Annotated in this window: 15 protein-coding genes; 7 read left to right on the top strand and 8 right to left on the bottom strand. The window is 72.3% G+C overall.

Annotated elements, in window-relative coordinates; all coding sequences use genetic code 11:
- Positions 1-16: 16 nt before the first annotated feature.
- The 4 genes from AB0F03_RS26720 (at position 17) to AB0F03_RS26705 (ending at position 3106) form a co-directional block, all read left to right on the top strand.
- The gene (locus AB0F03_RS26720) at positions 17-955 is read left to right on the top strand and encodes a diiron oxygenase (RefSeq protein ID WP_361996323.1); all 939 of its coding nucleotides are present in this window, start codon (positions 17-19) and stop codon (positions 953-955) included.
- A gap of 34 nt (positions 956-989) precedes the next feature.
- Positions 990-1646, top strand: a complete 657-nt coding sequence (locus AB0F03_RS26715) for a TetR/AcrR family transcriptional regulator (protein ID WP_361996321.1) — start codon at positions 990-992, stop codon at positions 1644-1646.
- Positions 1647-1650: 4 nt separating this feature from the next.
- Positions 1651-1953, top strand: a complete 303-nt coding sequence (locus AB0F03_RS26710) for a hypothetical protein (protein WP_361996319.1) — start codon at positions 1651-1653, stop codon at positions 1951-1953.
- A gap of 112 nt (positions 1954-2065) precedes the next feature.
- The gene (locus AB0F03_RS26705) at positions 2066-3106 is read left to right on the top strand and encodes a C40 family peptidase (RefSeq protein WP_361996317.1); all 1041 of its coding nucleotides are present in this window, start codon (positions 2066-2068) and stop codon (positions 3104-3106) included.
- Here AB0F03_RS26705 and AB0F03_RS26700 read toward each other — a convergent pair.
- From AB0F03_RS26700 to AB0F03_RS26675, 6 genes are all read right to left on the bottom strand, one after another.
- On the bottom strand, positions 3103-3396 hold the full coding sequence (locus AB0F03_RS26700; RefSeq protein ID WP_361996315.1) for a hypothetical protein: 294 nt from the start codon (positions 3394-3396) through the stop codon (positions 3103-3105). The two genes, AB0F03_RS26705 and AB0F03_RS26700, sit on opposite strands and share 4 nt — an antisense overlap.
- A 320-nt stretch (positions 3397-3716) precedes the next feature.
- Positions 3717-4970 (bottom strand): styrene monooxygenase/indole monooxygenase family protein, encoded by a 1254-nt coding sequence (locus AB0F03_RS26695; RefSeq protein WP_361996313.1) that lies wholly within the window; start codon positions 4968-4970, stop codon positions 3717-3719.
- Positions 4971-4994: 24 nt separating this feature from the next.
- A complete protein-coding gene (locus tag AB0F03_RS26690) occupies positions 4995-5654 on the bottom strand; it encodes an ATP/GTP-binding protein (RefSeq protein ID WP_361996311.1) in 660 nt (219 codons plus the stop codon).
- Positions 5635-6042 carry a DUF742 domain-containing protein gene (locus tag AB0F03_RS26685; RefSeq protein ID WP_361996309.1) on the bottom strand — a complete coding sequence of 136 codons (408 nt, stop codon included), beginning with the start codon at positions 6040-6042 and terminating at the stop codon, positions 5635-5637. The genes AB0F03_RS26690 and AB0F03_RS26685 overlap by 20 nt, the downstream gene beginning before the upstream one ends.
- The gene (locus AB0F03_RS26680; RefSeq protein ID WP_361996307.1) at positions 6039-6536 is read right to left on the bottom strand and encodes a roadblock/LC7 domain-containing protein; all 498 of its coding nucleotides are present in this window, start codon (positions 6534-6536) and stop codon (positions 6039-6041) included. The genes AB0F03_RS26685 and AB0F03_RS26680 overlap by 4 nt, the downstream gene beginning before the upstream one ends.
- The gene (locus tag AB0F03_RS26675; protein WP_361996305.1) at positions 6533-9628 is read right to left on the bottom strand and encodes a nitrate- and nitrite sensing domain-containing protein; all 3096 of its coding nucleotides are present in this window, start codon (positions 9626-9628) and stop codon (positions 6533-6535) included. The genes AB0F03_RS26680 and AB0F03_RS26675 overlap by 4 nt, the downstream gene beginning before the upstream one ends.
- 382 nt (positions 9629-10010) lie before the next feature.
- Here AB0F03_RS26675 and AB0F03_RS26670 point away from each other — a divergent pair, with 382 nt between their 5' ends.
- Positions 10011-10799, top strand: coding sequence for a protein phosphatase 2C domain-containing protein (locus AB0F03_RS26670; RefSeq protein ID WP_361996303.1), 789 nt, complete (start codon positions 10011-10013; stop codon positions 10797-10799).
- Positions 10800-10854: 55 nt separating this feature from the next.
- On the opposite strand, the gene AB0F03_RS26665 is transcribed toward AB0F03_RS26670, so the two are convergent.
- A complete protein-coding gene (locus AB0F03_RS26665) occupies positions 10855-11346 on the bottom strand; it encodes a MarR family transcriptional regulator (protein ID WP_361996301.1) in 492 nt (163 codons plus the stop codon).
- Between the two features lie 227 nt (positions 11347-11573).
- On the opposite strand from AB0F03_RS26665, the gene AB0F03_RS26660 reads away from it, so the two are divergent.
- Positions 11574-12407, top strand: a complete 834-nt coding sequence (locus AB0F03_RS26660) for a lysozyme (protein ID WP_361996300.1) — start codon at positions 11574-11576, stop codon at positions 12405-12407.
- Between the two features lie 174 nt (positions 12408-12581).
- A complete protein-coding gene (locus AB0F03_RS26655) occupies positions 12582-14972 on the top strand; it encodes a SpoIIE family protein phosphatase (protein WP_361996299.1) in 2391 nt (796 codons plus the stop codon).
- Between the two features lie 81 nt (positions 14973-15053).
- Here the strand turns inward: AB0F03_RS26655 and AB0F03_RS26650 are convergent, their stop codons facing one another.
- Complete coding sequence (locus AB0F03_RS26650) at positions 15054-16022, bottom strand: hypothetical protein (protein ID WP_361996298.1); 969 nt, start codon at positions 16020-16022, stop codon at positions 15054-15056.
- Between the last annotated feature and the right edge of the window lie 174 nt (positions 16023-16196).

The raw sequence follows: 16196 nt of genomic DNA, 5'->3' as shown, positions 1-16196 counted from the left end.
ACGAGGTGAGGGAGCCATGACGACCCTGACGGAAGAGGACGCGCTGGACGGGCTGCGCGACGCGCTCGGCCTGCTGAAGGACCGGGAACAGGTGGCCGAACGGCTGCTCGTCTCTTCCGCCAAGCACTCCTTCGATCCGGACAAGGAGCTGGACTGGGACGCGCCCCTGGAGGAGGGGAAGTGGTTCTGGCCCCCGGAGCTGGTGTCGCTGTACGGCACCCCGATGTGGCAGCGGATGAGCGAGGAGCAGCGGCTCCTGCTCTCCCGGCACGAGGCGGCGGCGCTGGCCTCGCTCGGCATCTGGTTCGAGCTGATCCTGATGCAGCTGCTGGTCCGGCACGTCTACGACAAGGCGGCGACGAGCGCGCACGTGCGCTACGCGCTCACCGAGATCGAGGACGAGTGCCGGCACTCGAAGATGTTCGCCCGGCTGATCACGCACGGCGGCACGCCGTGGTACCCGGTGAGCCGGGCCCACCAGAACCTCGGCCGCCTGTTCAAGACGATCTCCACGACCCCCGGTTCCTTCACCGCGACGCTGCTCGGCGAGGAGGTCCTGGACTGGATGCAGCGCCTGACGTTCCCCGACGAGCGGGTCCAGCCGCTGGTCCGGGGCGTCACCCGGATCCACGTGGTGGAGGAGGCACGGCACGTCCGGTACGCCCGTGAGGAGCTGCGGCGTCAGATGGTGACCGCGCCGAAGTGGTCGCAGGAGTTCACCCGGGTCACCTCCGGGGAGTTCGCCCGGGTGTTCTCGGTGGCGTTCGTGAACCCGGACGTGTACGCCAACGTCGGCCTCGACAAGCGGGAGGCCATGGCGCAGGTGAAGGCGAGCGGGCACCGGCGGGAGGTCATGCAGACGGGCGCGAAGCGGCTGACCGACTTCCTGGACGACATCGGGGTGCTGCGGGGCGTCGGCCGGCGGCTGTGGAGGTCCTCGGGGCTGCTGGCCTGACCCCCGCGCCCGCACGGCGATTAGGCTGCGGGGCATGACCCCGTCCGCCACCCCCGCCTACCGCCGGCTCAGTGTCGAGGAGCGGCGGCGTCAGCTCCTCGACGCCGCGCTGTCCCTCTTCGCGCACCGCGCCCCCGAGGACGTGTCCCTGGACGACGTGGCGGAGGCGGCCGGAGTCTCGCGTCCGCTGGTGTACCGGTACTTCCCGGGCGGCAAGCAGCAACTGTACGAGGCGGCGCTGGGGTCGGCCGCGGACGAGCTCCAGCAGTGCTTCGACGAGCCGCGCGAGGGCCCGCTGCTGCCCCGCCTGTCCCGCGTCCTGGACCGCTATCTGGCGTTCGTGGACGAGCACGACACCGGGTTCAGCGCGCTGCTCCAGGGCGGCAGCGTGGTGGAGACCTCCCGTACGACCGCCCTCGTCGACGGGGTGCGCCGGTCCGCCGCCCAGCACATCTGCCGGCACCTCGGCGTCCCCGACCCCGGCGCCCGGCTGCGGATGACCGTCCGCATGTGGATCACGGCCGTGGAGGCGGCCTCCCTGATCTGGCTCGACGAGGACAAGCAGCCGCCGGCCGGGGAGCTGCGCGACTGGCTGGTGGAGCAGTTCGTGGCCGTCCTCACGGTCACCGCGGGCCGGGACCCGCAGACCGCCGCGCTCGTCGGCGCGCTCGCCGGGGATGGCCGAGACTGAACCCGTGAAGAGCCAGGACACCCCGTTCGAGGGCGGCCCCATGGACGGCCGTGTGCTGCCCGTGCTGCTCGGCCCCACCGGGCACCCCCCGAAGACGTACCGCATCCCCGTACCGGACCCGGACGGCGGTCCGCCCACGGTGCTCGTCTACCACCGCGTGCCGCGCGGGCACAGCCGGCGGCTGGGACTGATCCAGGGGTGGAAGTACCGGTACGCCTCCGAGGACCGGTCGGGCGGGCGGCCGAGGTGGCCGTGGTCCAAGCCGGACATCACGCCGTCCGGCAAGCCGGACGACACGGACGGGTGACAGGGTTGGGCCGAACCGCGCACGCGCGGGGCGCGCCCCGCACACACATCTGCCGTGCTCGCGGTGCGATAAGCGGAAGTAATCTCTTCCTCTGAGCACCCGAGGTGATGATGTGTCAGGCATGCTTCCGCGCCTGGCCTGCGCGGCCGCGGTGGCGGCCCAGGCCGTCCTCGTGCCCGTGCCCGCCGCCGCCACGCCGGCTCCCCAGCCGTCCGTCGCCCGGCTGCTGACCGATCTCCAGCGGCTGTACCGGCAGACCGAACAGGCCACCGAGACCTACAACGCCACCACGGAACAGCTCGAACGGCAGCACGCCGAGGTCACCCGCCTCGACGGCGAACTGACCCGCGCCCGGCTCGCCTTGCAGGGCAGCCGGACCGACGCCGGGCGCCTGGCCCGGCAGCAGTACCAGAACAGCGGCGGCCTCGGCCCCTACGTCCGTGTCCTGTTCGCCCCCGACCCGCAGCACGCGCTGGACGAGGGGCACGTCATCGGTGAACTCGCCCGCGAACACGCCCGGACGGTGGCCCGGCTGGCCGCCACGGAGAGACGGAAGGACGCGCTGGCCCGTGCGGCCCGCAAGGCCCTCGACACCCAGCAGACCCTCGCCGGCCGGCAGCGCAGCCAGCGCGACGACGTACGGGCACGACTGTCCGACGTGGAGCGCATGCTGGCCGGTCTCACCCCGGAGCAGCTCGCGGCCGTGGCCCGGCTGGAGGAGCGGGGAGTCAGCGAGGCGCAGCGCAAGCTCACCACCGCGGGCGCCCTGCCCGCCGACCGCCCCGCCTCACCGGCGGGCGACCGCGCCGTCGACTACGCCCTGGACCAGCTCGGCAAGCCGTACCGGTGGGGCGCGCAGGGCCCGGACGCGTTCGACTGCTCGGGCCTGACGTCCCAGGCGTGGTCCCACGCGGGAACACCGCTCCCGCGCACCAGCAAGGAACAGTGGGACCGGCTGCCCAAGGTCCCCCTGGGTCAACTGCGCCCGGGAGACCTGGTCGTGTACTTCCCCGAGGCGACGCACGTGGCGCTGTACCTGGGCGACGGCAAGGTAGTCCAGGCGCCCAGACCGGGCGAGAAGGTGGAGATCTCCGCGATCGCCGGCTACCCGATCCTGGGCGCGGTACGACCCGATCCGGACGGACGGGTCTAGCTCTTGCAGAACTGCCTGGACGCCGCGGCGGCGCCCGCGTCGTAGCCCTTCTGCCAGTTCGGGTCCACCTTCTGGGGCACGGCGAACTGCTGCTGGTTCTTCTTGCAGTCCTTCTTCAGATCCGCGAAACCGTCCTTGAAGCCCTGCCGGTACTGGGCCTTGGCATCGTTGTGCTGCCCGTTCCCCGCCATCCCGCACTTGGCCCCGGAGGTGCCGACCTGATGGGCGGTCACGAGGCCGCTGGCGCCCATGATCGTCGTGAAGAATCCTCCGTTGGCGTTCGTCCTCACGCTGCCGTCCGCTCCACGTGAGGAATCGACGACAACGGTCCTGTTCGGCTTGAAGCCACTGCCGATGACCCGCACGGCATTCTGGCCGTTGCCCGTCCCCACCAAGCATCTGGGTGACGCCGCCGCCGCTGTCGTGGCGGAGAACGTCATCGATCCCAGCGCCAGTGACGACACCGCCAGTGGTGCCAGCACAGCCAGACGCACACGTCGACCGTTCATGAGAACACTCCTACGTGGTTGTCCCCCCTGTGCCCCCTGCTTTCCAGCGTCTCTCCGCCGGTGCGGGGTGTCAAAAGGGGGACGGACCCGTAGGAACGCGGTCAGGCTCCGGTGACCGAGGCCAGATAGGCGGCCGTCTTGTCCGGCTCGTAGAAGAAGTTCTCGAAGTCGGCGGGATCGTTGAACGCGTTGGCGAACCGATCGGCCACCGGCTGGAGTTGGCCGGCGGCGCCGATGAGGTTCAGCACGTGCTCCGGCGGCGGCGCCAGCATGGCGTTCGTCCACTTGGTGACGTGCCGGGCGGTGGCCCAGTACCGGTCGAAGGTGGCCCGCATCCACTCCTCGTCGAACGGTTCGTCACCCCGCTCCAGGATCGACGCGAGGTACGCGGCGGCGCACTTGGACGCCGAGTTGGAGCCCTGCCCGGTGATCGGGTCGTTCGCGACGACCACGTCGGCCACGCCGAGGACCAGGCCGCCGGAGGGCAGCCGGCCGACGGGGTTGCGGACGGTCGGGGCGTACCGGCCGGCCAGCGTGCCGCCGGCGTCGGTCAGTTCGGCCTTCGTGGCCCGCGCGTGCTCCCACGGAGTGAACGTCTCCATGAGCTTCAGGGTCAGGGACAGGTGCTCCGCCGGGTCCTTGACGCCCTTGAAGACGTCGAGCGGGCCGCCGGGTATGCCCTCCCAGAACAGGATGTCGGCACGGCCCGAGGTGGTCAGGGTCGGCATGACGAACAGCTCGCCGACCCCGGGGACGAGGTTGCAGCGGACCGCGTCGAAGTCCGGGTGCTCGGGACGCGGGCCCAGCCCGTGGACGTACGCCACCGCCAGCGCGCGCTGCGGCTCGCTGTACGGGGAGCGCTCGGGGTCGCGGGCGAACATCGACACCAGTTCGCCCTTGCCGGCCGCGACGAGGACGAGGTCGTAGGCGCGGGAGAAGTAGTCGAGGTCGCCGACCGCCGCGCCGTGGATGACCAGCTGGCCGCCGCGCTGGGCGAAGGTCTCCATCCAGCCGGCCATCTTCACCCGCTGGTCCACCGACTGCGCGTACCCGTCGAGCCGGCCCACCCAGTCGATCGCCCGCTGGGTGGGGCCCGGGTCGTGCGAGCCGGGGGCCGCGACCGAGACGCCGAGGCCCTCGATCCTCGGTGCCTGGGACTCCCAGAAGTTCACCTGGAGATCGCGCTCGTGCCCCAGCGCCGTGTCGAACATGCACTGCGTCGACATGACCCGGCCGGAGCGGATCTCGTCCGCGGTCCGGTTCGACATCAGGGTGACCTCGTAGCCGTGCGACTGGAGGCCGAGGGCGAGCTGGAGGCCGGACTGGCCGGCTCCGACGACGAGTATCTTCCGCATGCGGGTGGTGGCTCCTTACAGGGACTACTCGGGTGTTTCCGCCAGCGCGTGGCCCACCAGGGCCAGGAGGGTCTCGATCGCCGAGATCCGGCGCCGGGCGTCCATGATCATGACAGGGACGTGCGCGGGGATCGTCAGCGCCTCCCGCACGTCATCCGGATCGAACCGCTCACTGCCGTCGAAGTGGTTCACCGCGACGACGTACGGCAGTGCGCAGCTCTCGAAGTAGTCCAGCGCCGGGAAACAGTCCTTCAGGCGGCGGGTGTCCGCCAGGACCACGGCGCCTATCGCGCCGCGCACCAGGTCGTCCCACATGAACCAGAACCGCTGCTGGCCCGGCGTGCCGAACAGGTAGAGCACCAGGTCGTCGTCGAGCGTGAGGCGGCCGAAGTCCATGGCCACGGTGGTGGTGAGCTTGCCCGGGGTGGCGGACAGGTCGTCGGTGCCCTCACTGGCCTCGGTCATCAGCGCCTCGGTCTGGAGGGGCGTGATCTCCGAGACGGAGGTGACCAGGGTGGTCTTGCCGACGCCGAAGCCCCCCGCCACCACGATCTTCGTGGCGATGGGGGCCCGGGAGCGGTCCGTCTGCCAGGACTTCAGATCCTCGTCGGGCTCGGCGAAGCCGGCGACGAGGGGGACGCCTCCTACGGCGGAGGCGGCGGCGTCAGAGACGGCGGAGTCCACTCAGCACCCTTTCCAGCAGCGCGCGGTCCGGGCGGCCGGTGCCGTGCCCGGTCCCGGTGCCGTACACACGGATCTTTCCCTGGTCCGCGAGATCGCTCAGGAGTACGCGGACCACACCGAGCGGCATCTTCAGCAGCGCGGCGATCTCGGCCACCGTGCGCATACGGCGGCACAGTTCGACGATGGCCCGCATCTCCGGCATGACCCGGGTAGCGAGCGAGCCGTTCGTCAGTTCCCTGCGCTCCTCGGGGGCCTCCAGCGCGGCCACGAAGGTCTCCACCAGGAGGACGTGCCCGAAGCGGGTACGGCCGCCGGTGAGCGAGTAGGGGCGGACACGGGCGGGTTTGTGGTCGCCGCCGCGGACGGGGAGTTTCGCTGTGCCGCTCATCGGGCGCTCCCCGTCGACTGGGACTCGAGTGACTGCCGTAGCTCCGAGCGGAGTTCCGGGGTGAGGACATGGCCGGCGCGGCCGACGAACAGCGCCATGTGGTAGGCCACCACGCTCATGTCGCACTCGGCGGAGCCGTGCACGCCGAGCAGCGAGCCGTCGCTGATCGACATCACGAACAGGCTGCCCTCCGCCATGGCGACCATCGTGTGCCTGACCCCGCCGAAGTCCATCAGCTTGGCGGCCCCGAGGGTGAGGCTGCCGATGCCGGAGACGATGGTGGCGAGGTCGGCGGAGGACCCGCGGGGGCCCTTGGCCGGGCCCGCCCGACGGGACTGCTCGGTGTGTCCGGGATCGGACGAGAGCAGCAGCAGGCCGTCCGAGGAGACCACGGCGACGGACTGGATGCCGGGTACTTCCTCGACCAGGTTGGTCAGCAGCCAGTGCAGGTTGCGGGCTTCGCTGCTCAGTCCGTAGGTAGTGGGCGCGGTCAACTGCTTGCCTCCTCGGCTGTGCCCCCCGTGGCTTCTGTGGTGTGTCCGGCGATCTCCGCCTCCACGTCGCGGTAGCCGGCTACGGCTCCCCGGCGGAACCCGCCGAGCCTGCGGCGCAGGGCGTCGGCGTCGACGCTCTCGGTGCGCTGGCGGGGCGGTGCCGCGGGTGCGGTGATCCTGGGCGTGCGCTTGGGCAGGCCCTTGCTGGTGACCACCTCGGCGTCGTCCTCGGCGGGGTCGTTCGTGCCCGCACCGGTGGTGCGGAAGTCATCGGCGGGCCCATGCGCCCGGCCGCCCTCCGGCCCGGACCCCGGCCGGGTGGCCAGGTGCCCGGCGGTGGACCGGGCGGCGGGCGCCGGCTCGGCGGAGCCGTGCCCGGCGGAGCCCTGCCCGGTGGGGGTCTGCCCGGTGAGGGTCTGCCCGGCGGGGGCCTGCCCGGCGGGGGCCTGCCCGGTGGGGGTCTGCCCGGCGGAGCCTTGCCCGGCGTGGGCCGGCTCGGCGGAGCCCTGCCTGACGGAGCCGTGCTCGGATGGGGTCTGCCCGGCGGAGCCCGACCCGGCGGAACCGTGCCCGGCGTGGGCCGGCCCGGCGGAGCCCGACCCGGCGGAGTCCTGCCCGGTCGTGTCCTGCTCGGTGGCGGCCGGGGACAGGTCCGGGAGCAGCAGCTCCATCGTGGTCTCGGCGGGGGTCTCCGGGGGGGCCTTCGGCCGGGCCGGCGCATCCTGCGCGCGCCGCTGCCCGGGGGTCTCCGCCCGGGTGTGCGTCTCGGTGTCCTCGGGCTCCGGCGCCGGCTCCGGCTCGGTCTCCCGCGTCTCCTCGGTCCGCTCCCCGGTCTTCGCGGCCGTGACGCCGGAGGCCCGCGCCGCCTTCTCCGCCAGCGCGACCAGCGGGTCGGTGTCCGCGGCGCGGCCGTGCAGGACGTTGGAGTTGGCCTCGGCGTCGGCGCCCGGCAGGGAGTAGGTGCCGGTGCCGCTCATGGAGGCGGACTGCGCCGGGAGCGCGGCCGGCGGGGCCTCGGTGAGGAGGGACGCCGGGAGGACCACGACCGCGGCGACGCCGCCCTGCTTCTGCTCGCGCAGCCGGACGCGGACGCCGTGGCGCTGGGCGAGGCGGGCGACGACGTAGAGGCCGAGGCCGAGGTTCTCGCCGCCCTCCTGGTCGTAGGGCGACCCGGGGTCGAAGTCGGTGAGGCGGGCGTTGAGACGGGCGAGGCGCTCCTCGGTCATGCCGATGCCCTCGTCCTGGACGGACAGCATGACCTCGCCGGATTCCAGCAGCCAGCCGGAGACCTCCACGGGCAGGTCCGGCGGCGAGAACGACGTGGCGTTCTCCATCAGCTCGGCCAGCAGGTGGGAGAGGTCGTCCGCGGCGAAGCCCACGAGGTGCGTGTGCGGGGGCAGCGCCGCGATGCGCACGCGTTCGTACCGCTCGATCTCGCTGACCGCCGCCCGGACCACGTCGACCAGCGGGACCGGGCCGGGGTGCTGCTGCACGTGCTCGGTGCCGGCGAGGACCAGGAGGTTCTCGCTGTGCCGGCGCATGACCGTGGCGAAGTGGTCGAGTTTGAAGAGCGTGGCGAGGCGGTCGGGATCCTGTTCGCGGTCCTCCAGGCCCTCGATGACCGCCAGCTGCCGCTCGACCAGGCCCAGGGTGCGCAGGGCCAGGTTGACGAAGGTGGAGCCGATGCTGGTGCGCAGCCGCTCCAGCTGGGCGGTGGACCCGGCGAGTTCGGCGCGCAGTTCCTCGCGGGCGTCGGCCATCTTCTGCCGCTGGCCCACCAGGTGCTTGCGGTCCGTCTCCAGGGTCGCGACCCGCTCGTGCAGCGTCACGGCGTGCGCGTGCAGGGCGTTGACCGAGCGGACCACCTGGGCGAACTCGTCGTTGCGGCCGGTGAAGGTGATCGGCTCCTGGGCCGCCGGGTCCTCGGCCCCGGCGAGGCGGGCGGAGCCGCGGCGCAGGACCGAGAGCGGGCGGGTGAGGGTGCGGGCCATCGCCGCGGCGACGCCGATCGCGGCCAGCATCAGGGCGCCGAGGACCGCGACGCGGATCTCCAGGGCGGTGACGTCGTCGTCCCGGAGCCTGGCGAGGTCCTTGGTGCGGTGGTCGTAGAGCGCGGACTCGGCACCGCGCATCAGGTCCACCCGGGCGGACAGGGCGGCGTCCAGCTTCTTGGTACTGGTGGTCGCCTCGCTGTCGGCCAGGGTGGGCTGGTCGGTCAGCGTGGCCAGGTACTTCTCGGCCGAGTTGACCTCCGGGCCGGTGACCGTGGAGTCGTAGGAGTCCACGGCCGCCTTGGGCGCCGTCTCGCGGAAACCGGCGAGGGCGGCGTCGGCGCGCAGCCGGGCCTGCTGGGCGGCGACGGTGAGCGCGTCGCGCTGCCTGCCCTCCGCGTCGGTGCCGGTGGCGTCCGTGGCCGGCAGGCCGGTGACGGGGTCGATCACCGTGCGGGAGTGGGACGGGACGTTCAGCGCGGCCAGCAGCAGGCCGCGGGCGGCGGCGGACTGCTGGACGGCCGAGTCCAGCTCGGCGAGGGCGTGGGCCCCGGAGCCGGCCCGCGGGGGCGTCCGCTCGGCGAGCTGTTCGGCGAGCCGGTGCAGCGCGGTGATCGTCTCGGAGTACGCCTGGTGCGCCTGGAGTGCGCTGGTCTTGCCGGTGAGGGCCGCGCGCCGGACGGCATCGATGCCGCCGAGGTCGGTGCGCAGGTCCGCCGGGGTGCCGGTGTCGGCGCGCAGCTCCTCGACCTGCCGGTCCACGCGGGCGCTGCGGTCCTCGGCGGGCGCCTTGGAGCGGGGGCGGCCGGCCGCGATGTAGGAGGTGACCTCGTCCCGCTCGTCGGCGAGGGAGTGGGCGAGGGTGAGCGCGTCCTGGGTACGGGCCGCGAGTGTCACCAGATCCTGGGAGTCGCTGACGTCCTGGGAGGCGGTGAGCACGGCGGGCGCGCCCGCGCCGGCCACGGCGGCGGCCACCACCGCGACGGCGACGATCAGCCGGTTGCGCACATGGGTGGGGCGGCCGGTGCCCACGGGTGTCTGCGGGGCGGTCCCCGCGGGGGCCGTCTGACTGCCTGTGCGCCGAGGCCGCTTTTTCTGCACCGGTGCTCGCATTCCTGAACTCGTCTACCCAGGGCCCGGGTGGCACCCCGTCATCTCGGTGCCAAGTGGTGCGTACACCCGGTTCGTACGGTTCCCGACCCTCCCAGCGCCGGTGGGCAGTGGTCGCGCATCACCTGACCCGCCACCCGAAGGAGTGAACATCGGAGGGGAGTTGGCGGGCAAGTTCCTCTGGCCAGTGCGGGGGGCTTGCGCGGTGGGCCGGTTGGACGCGCGCGGCAGGCTTTGGCACTATTCGCCACCACGCCTTCCCGGAGTGGATCATTACCTCCCAAATCAGGCGCCTGACCTGCGGGGTCACGGGAAATGACCACCGCTTGCCAGCCTTTGGCGAGCGTGTGAAGGGGTCGTGCAGACTGGCTGGATGCGCACTGATCTCGTTTCCGGACCCGGCGACGCGACCCGCCCCAACGAGGACTTCGCCGGTGTCGCGCTACCCGCCTGCGGACAGGGAGGTTGCGTCGTCGTCCTCGACGGGGTGACGCCACCCGGCGGCGGCGCGGGCTGTCTGCATTCCGTCCCCTGGTTCACCGCGCGGCTGGGTGGCGCGCTGACCGAACTGACCGTTTCCGCACGAGATCTGACGCTGCCGGAGATCCTCGCGGAGGCGATCCGGCGCACCGCCGAGGCCCACGCGGGCACCTGTGACCTTTCTCACCCACGGACGCCCCAGGCAACCGTCGCCCTGGCCCGCTGGTCCGCCGCCACGGTGGAGTACCTGGTGCTGTCCGACTCCGCGCTGCTGCTGCGGGGCCCCGACGGCACGGTCACACCGGTCCTGGACGACCGGCTCGCCCGGCTGCCGCGTGCCGCGCTCGCCACGGAGGCCCTGGTCGACACGCGTCTGCGCAACCGGGAGGGCGGCTTCTTCACAGCCGCCGCCGACCCGGCCGTGGCCGCCCGGGCCGTCACCGGCGCCCTGCCCCGGCGCGAGGTCCGGGCGCTGGCCGCGCTGACGGACGGCGCGACCCGCTGGACGGAGACGTTCCGCGAGGGCGACTGGACGGCGCTGTTCGACGTGGTCGCGAAGGAGGGCGCGCGGTCACTGGTCGACCGGGTGCGGGCACTGGAGGACGCGGACCGGGTGGAACGGGTGTTCCTGGGGCGCGGCAAGACGCACGACGACGCGACGGTGGTGTACGCGGAGCTGTGACGGGACGCCGCGGCAAAGGCGTGGGGGCCGGGCGGGGGAGCTGTGCGCTCCAGGGCTACTTCTCCATGCCGCCGTTCAGCTCGTGGAGCAGTCGGGCCAGTTCGGCGACCTCGTGGCGGTCCCAGTGGGCGAGCTGGCGGACGTAGCGGGCGCGGCGGGCCTCGCGGACCGTGCCGACGCGGCGGCGGCCCTCGTCGGTGAGGGTGACGAGCCAGGCGCGGCCGTCGGCGGGGTCGGGCTCGCGGGCGATCAGGCCGAGTTCCTCCAGGGCGCGCAGCTGGCGGGACATGGTGGCCTTGCCGACGCCGATGTAGGCGGCGAGTGCCGTGGCCCGCTGGCCGCCGAGTTCGTCCAGCCGGATGAGCAGGCCGTAGGCGGAGGACTCCAGGTCGGGGTGGACCGCGCGGGCCATCTCCCCCTGGCTGGCCCGGGCACGCCGGAGCAGCACGGTCAGCTCGCGTTCCAGCGCCAGGAACTCCTGGTCCGGGGCACTGGGTGTCGTCTGGCCGGCGGCGCGGCGCGCGCCACCGTTTCCGTCGTCGTGCACGTCAGCACCCCTGATCGGTTTCGCTGTCCTGAAAGTTTCTGCCGTATGTCGCCATCACCGCAGCTCCGTCAGTATTTCGCAGGAGTAGACCAACGGCGTCCTCCGGACCCCCTTCCCACCCCTTATCTACGTGCGTAGCTTCCTTACGAGGCAATCAATGGCATGCCCACGCCATTGGATCAGCGGTCCGCGCCTCGTCCCCCACTTCACTCCCCCGGAGGCACGTCATGGCCGTGCTCAGACCCGGTTCCATCCGTTCCCGCCGCCCGCGCCCCCTCGCCGGCCTCCTCACGACCCTGCTCGCGGCGCTCTCCCTCACGCTCCCGCTCACCACCGCGCACGCCGTGACCACGCCCAGCCGCGGCTCCGCCTACCTCGGCATCGGCGTCCTCGCCCACGACGGCCGGAACGGCACCCCCACCACCGGTGACGCCACCCAGACGGAGGGGGTGGACGTCTCCGCGTACCAGGGCAACGCCGCCTGGTCGACCCTGTGGAACAGCGGGGTGCGCTGGGCGTACACGAAGGGCACGGAGGGGACGTACTACACGAACCCCTACTTCGCGCAGCAGTACAACGGCGCGTACAACGTGGGCATGATCCGCGGCGCGTACCACTTCGCCACCCCGGACACCACCAGCGGCGCGACCCAGGCCAACTACTTCGTCGACCACGGCGGCGGCTGGTCCCGGGACGGCCGGACCCTGCCCGGCGTGCTCGACATCGAGTGGAACCCCTACGGCGCCGCCTGCTACGGCAGGACCGCGAGCCAGATGGTCAGCTGGATCGCCGACTTCGTCAACACCTACGCGGCGCGCACCAGCCGGTACCCCGTCATCTACACGGCCGCCAGCTGGTGGACGCAGTGCACCGGCGACTACAGCGGCTTCGCCGCGAACAGCCCGCTGTGGATCGCCCGCTACGCGGCGGACCCGGGGACGCTGCCGGCCGGATGGCCGTACTACACGATGTGGCAGTACACCTCCTCCGGCCCGACCGTCGGCGACCACGACAAGTTCAACGGGGCGCTGGACCGGGTCCAGGCCCTGGCCAACGGGTAGGGGTCGTCCCACCGGCCGCGGCACGGCGGCACGCCGGGACGCCGGCCCCGGTCGGGCCGGGGTCCGGGTTCTCCCCCCGTGCCGTCGCGCGGACCGTCCCTGCGTTGGTGCTCCGCGCCGCCCGGGATCATGCTGGTCAGGAGAGCCTGCCGAGCAAGGGCGAGATGAGCGGCGATGGAGCGACAGTCGACGTACACGGCCACGGCCACCATCGACGACCGGGGCATCCTGACCGGCTGGAGCGAGGGCGCGCGGCGGCTGCTCGGTTACGACTCCTCCGTGGTCGTCGGCCGCCCCGCCACCGCGCTGCTCGCCACCGACGGCGCGGCCGTCCGGCGGGCCCTGGCCGGCCGGACCCGCTGGAACGGCACCGTCCCGCTGCGCCACCAGGACGGCCGGCTCCTGGAACTGGGGGTTCTCGCCCATCGCCGTACCTCCGACCAGGGCGTCACCGACTGGCTCGCGGTGAGCGCCGTGACACCACGGACCCAGCCGCCGCGCGGTGAACCACTGGAGGAGTGGACGTTCCTCCAGTCCCCCTTCCCGCTGGCGGTCTTCGACACCGACCTGCGCCTGGTGCGCGCCAACCGCCGGATGGAGCACGCCCTCGCCCTGCCCGAGGCGGCGATGCGCGGGTTGCGTCTCACCCACATCGTGCCCGAAAGCGCGGGTGAGGAGGCCGACCGCTCGATGCGGCTGGCGCTGGAGTCCGGCGGGCCGCAGGAGGCGCGCGGCTGTCTCGCCCCGGACCTCGGCGGGACCACCGTCCTGACCCCGCTGAAGGACGCGGGCGGCCGGGTACGGGCCGTGTGCCTGTCCGGGCAGCAGCCCGGCCAGGACTCCGCCACCCGGCAGCGCGCCTCGGCGGACTCCGGACCGCGCGTCGGCACGGTGGCGGACCAGGCCCGCGCCGCACAGGAACTCGGCGAGGTCACGGTCCCCCGGCTCGCCGACGTCATGGTGGTCGATCTGCTGGACTCCCCGCGCACCGGCGAGGAGGCCGGCGGGCCCGCCGATCCGGTCGTGCTGCGCCGGGCCGCCCTGCGCGCGCTGCCGGACGGAGGCGGCGCCACCCACGGAACCGGCACCAGCACCGGTGTCGGCACGGGCTCCGGTATCGGTATCGGCATCGGTGACGCCGTCGTCTGCCCGGCGGACTCGCCGCCCGCCCAGTGCCTCGCGGCGGCCCGCCCGCTGCTGTACGACACCGCCGACCCGGCCGTCGCCGGGTGGGCCGCGCTGGACCCGGGCGCCGCCTGGCTGCACACGTCCGGAGCACGCGCCCTGCTGGCGGTGCCGCTCCTCGCCCAGGGCACCACGCTCGGCGTGGCCCTGTTCGCCCGCCACCCCCGGCGGGGCGCGTTCGGCCCCGAGGACCTGCGGCTCGCGGAGGAGTTCACCGCCAAGGCCGCCGCCGGCATCCAGCAGGCCCGGACCTACTCCAAGTCCCGTACGACCACGATGGCCCTCCAGCGCAGCCTGCTCCCGCACACGCTGCCCGACCAGGCGGCACTGGAGATCGCCACCCGCTATCTGCCGGCCGCCACCCGGGCCGGCGTGGGCGGGGACTGGTTCGATGTGATTCCGCTGTCCGGAGCGCGTGTGGCGCTGGTCGTGGGTGACGTGGTGGGGCACGGCATGCGCGCCTCCGCCACCATGGGCCGGCTGCGCACGGCCGTACGCACCCTGGCCGACGTCGACCTGCCGGCCGACGAACTGCTCACCCACCTCGACGACCTGGTGCTCAGACTGGCCGCCGACGAGGGCAGCGCGGACCCGGCCGCCGACACCGCGGGCGGCATCGGCACCACCTGTCTGTACGCCGTCTACGACCCGGTCTCGCGCCGGTGCACCATCGCCCGGGCGGGCCATCCGCCGCCCGCCGTGGTCACCCCGGACGGCACCGTCCGCTTCCTCGACGTCCCCGCGGGCCCGCCGCTGGGCCTCGGCGGGCTGCCCTTCGAGGCGGTGGAGACCGAACTGCCCGAGGGCAGCATGCTCGCCCTCTACACCGACGGGCTGCTGGAGGCCCGCGACCACGACATCGACGAGGCGCTGGACAAGATGTTCCACGCGCTCGGCCGCCCCGCGAAGTCACTGGAATCGGTGTGCGACCGGGTCCTCACCGAGCTGCTCAGCCACCGCCCCGACGACGACATCGCCCTGCTGGTGGCCCGCACCCGGGCGCTGCACGCCGACCGGGTCGCCTCCTGGGAACTCGACAACGAGCCCACCGTCGTCTCCGTGGCCCGCCGGTACGCCACCGAGCAGCTGACCACCTGGGGCCTGGACGAGGCCGCGTTCCCCACGGAGCTGATGGTCAGCGAGCTGGTCACCAACGCGATCCGCTACGGCCGCCCGCCCATCCAGCTCCGGCTGATCCACCAGGACAGCAAGCTCATCTGCGAGGTGTACGACTCCAGCGGGACCACCCCGCACATGCGGCGGGCCCGGATCTTCGACGAGGGCGGCCGGGGCCTGCTGCTGGTCGCCCAGCTCGCCGAACGCTGGGGCACCCGGCACGACCGGGTCGGCAAGACGGTCTGGGCGGAACAGTCACTCTGACACCACCGCCCCCGGACACAGGTCCGCCCCGCCGCGGGGAGCGGCGGGGCGGAGTCCTGCCGCTGTCGCGGCGGTCAGGCCTTACTGGCCGGTCGTGTTGGACTGGTCGGTGGTGTTGTCGTTGGACTGGGCGCCACCGTTGTCGCCCTGCTGGTTCGACTGGTCGGTGGTGTTGTCGTTCGACTGGTCACCGGACGCGGTCCCGGCCTGGTCGTTCGACTGGTCGGTGGAGTTGGTGTCGGTCTGGTCGCCGGTGCCCTTGTCCGTCGTGTTGGACTGGTCCGTCGTGTTCTTGTTCGACTGGTCGCCGCCTTCCTTGCCTGTCTTGTCGTTCGTCTGCGTGGTGTCGTTCTTGTTCGACTGATCGCCGGTACCGGAGCCCTTGTTGGACTGGTCGGTCTTGTTGTCGTTGGACTGCTTGCCGTCACCGGTGCCCTTGTTGGACTGGTCGGTCTTGTTGTCGTTGGACTGCTTGCCGTCACCCTTCCCGGTCTTGTCGTTCGTCTGCTTCGTGTCGTTCTTGTTGGACTGGTCGCCGCCACCCTTCCCGGTCTTGTCGTTCGTCTGCTTCGTGTCGTTCTTGTTCGTCTGGTTGTCGCCGCCCTTGTTGGACTGATCCGTCTTGTTGTCGTTCGACTGCTTGCCGTTGCCGGTGGACTGGTTCTGCTGAACGGTCACGTTGGTGTTGTTCTGCACGGTGGTGCCGGAGGAGTGGCCGCCACCGCCGTGGCCGGATTCGGAACCGTGACCGGAACCATGACGGGAGCCGCCCTCGTGCCCGCCGCTGTGCCAGGAGGAGCCGTGTGAGTGCTTCTTGCACCAGTTCTTGTGATGGCCGTGCTTCTTCTTCGACTTGCAGTGGTGGCTGTGATGGCCGTGGGAGTGCTCGGCGGCAGTCACCGCGGCCGATGTGTGCACGGGAGCCGCGACCGCCGCGGTCGCCGGAAGAGCGAGTCCCCCGCCGATCACAGCCGAGGCGATCAATGTGGCGAGGCGGATGCCCCGACGCTTGGGACGGTGGGCGTCGCGGTTCTCAACAGTACGGTTCATGGCTTTTTCCTCACTCGATGAAGTGTTTTCGCCGGGGCCGGCAATTAAGGAGAGGGAATCCCTGGACCGGATTTCCGTTTCCCTTGCGGTTCGTTTTCCTGGCCGCACTTCAAGTAAGCCAAAACGGGCAGCCCCGGTCATGCTCCGAGGACTCGGGGCTTGACGGAGGGGAAG

It is taken from the genome of Streptomyces sp. NPDC028722 (assembly GCF_040637655.1).
In the GTDB taxonomy this organism is placed as follows: Bacteria; Actinomycetota; Actinomycetes; order Streptomycetales; family Streptomycetaceae; genus Streptomyces.
The sequence above is the reverse complement of the archived record's forward strand: the minus strand, read 5'-3'. Positions and strand labels throughout refer to the sequence as shown.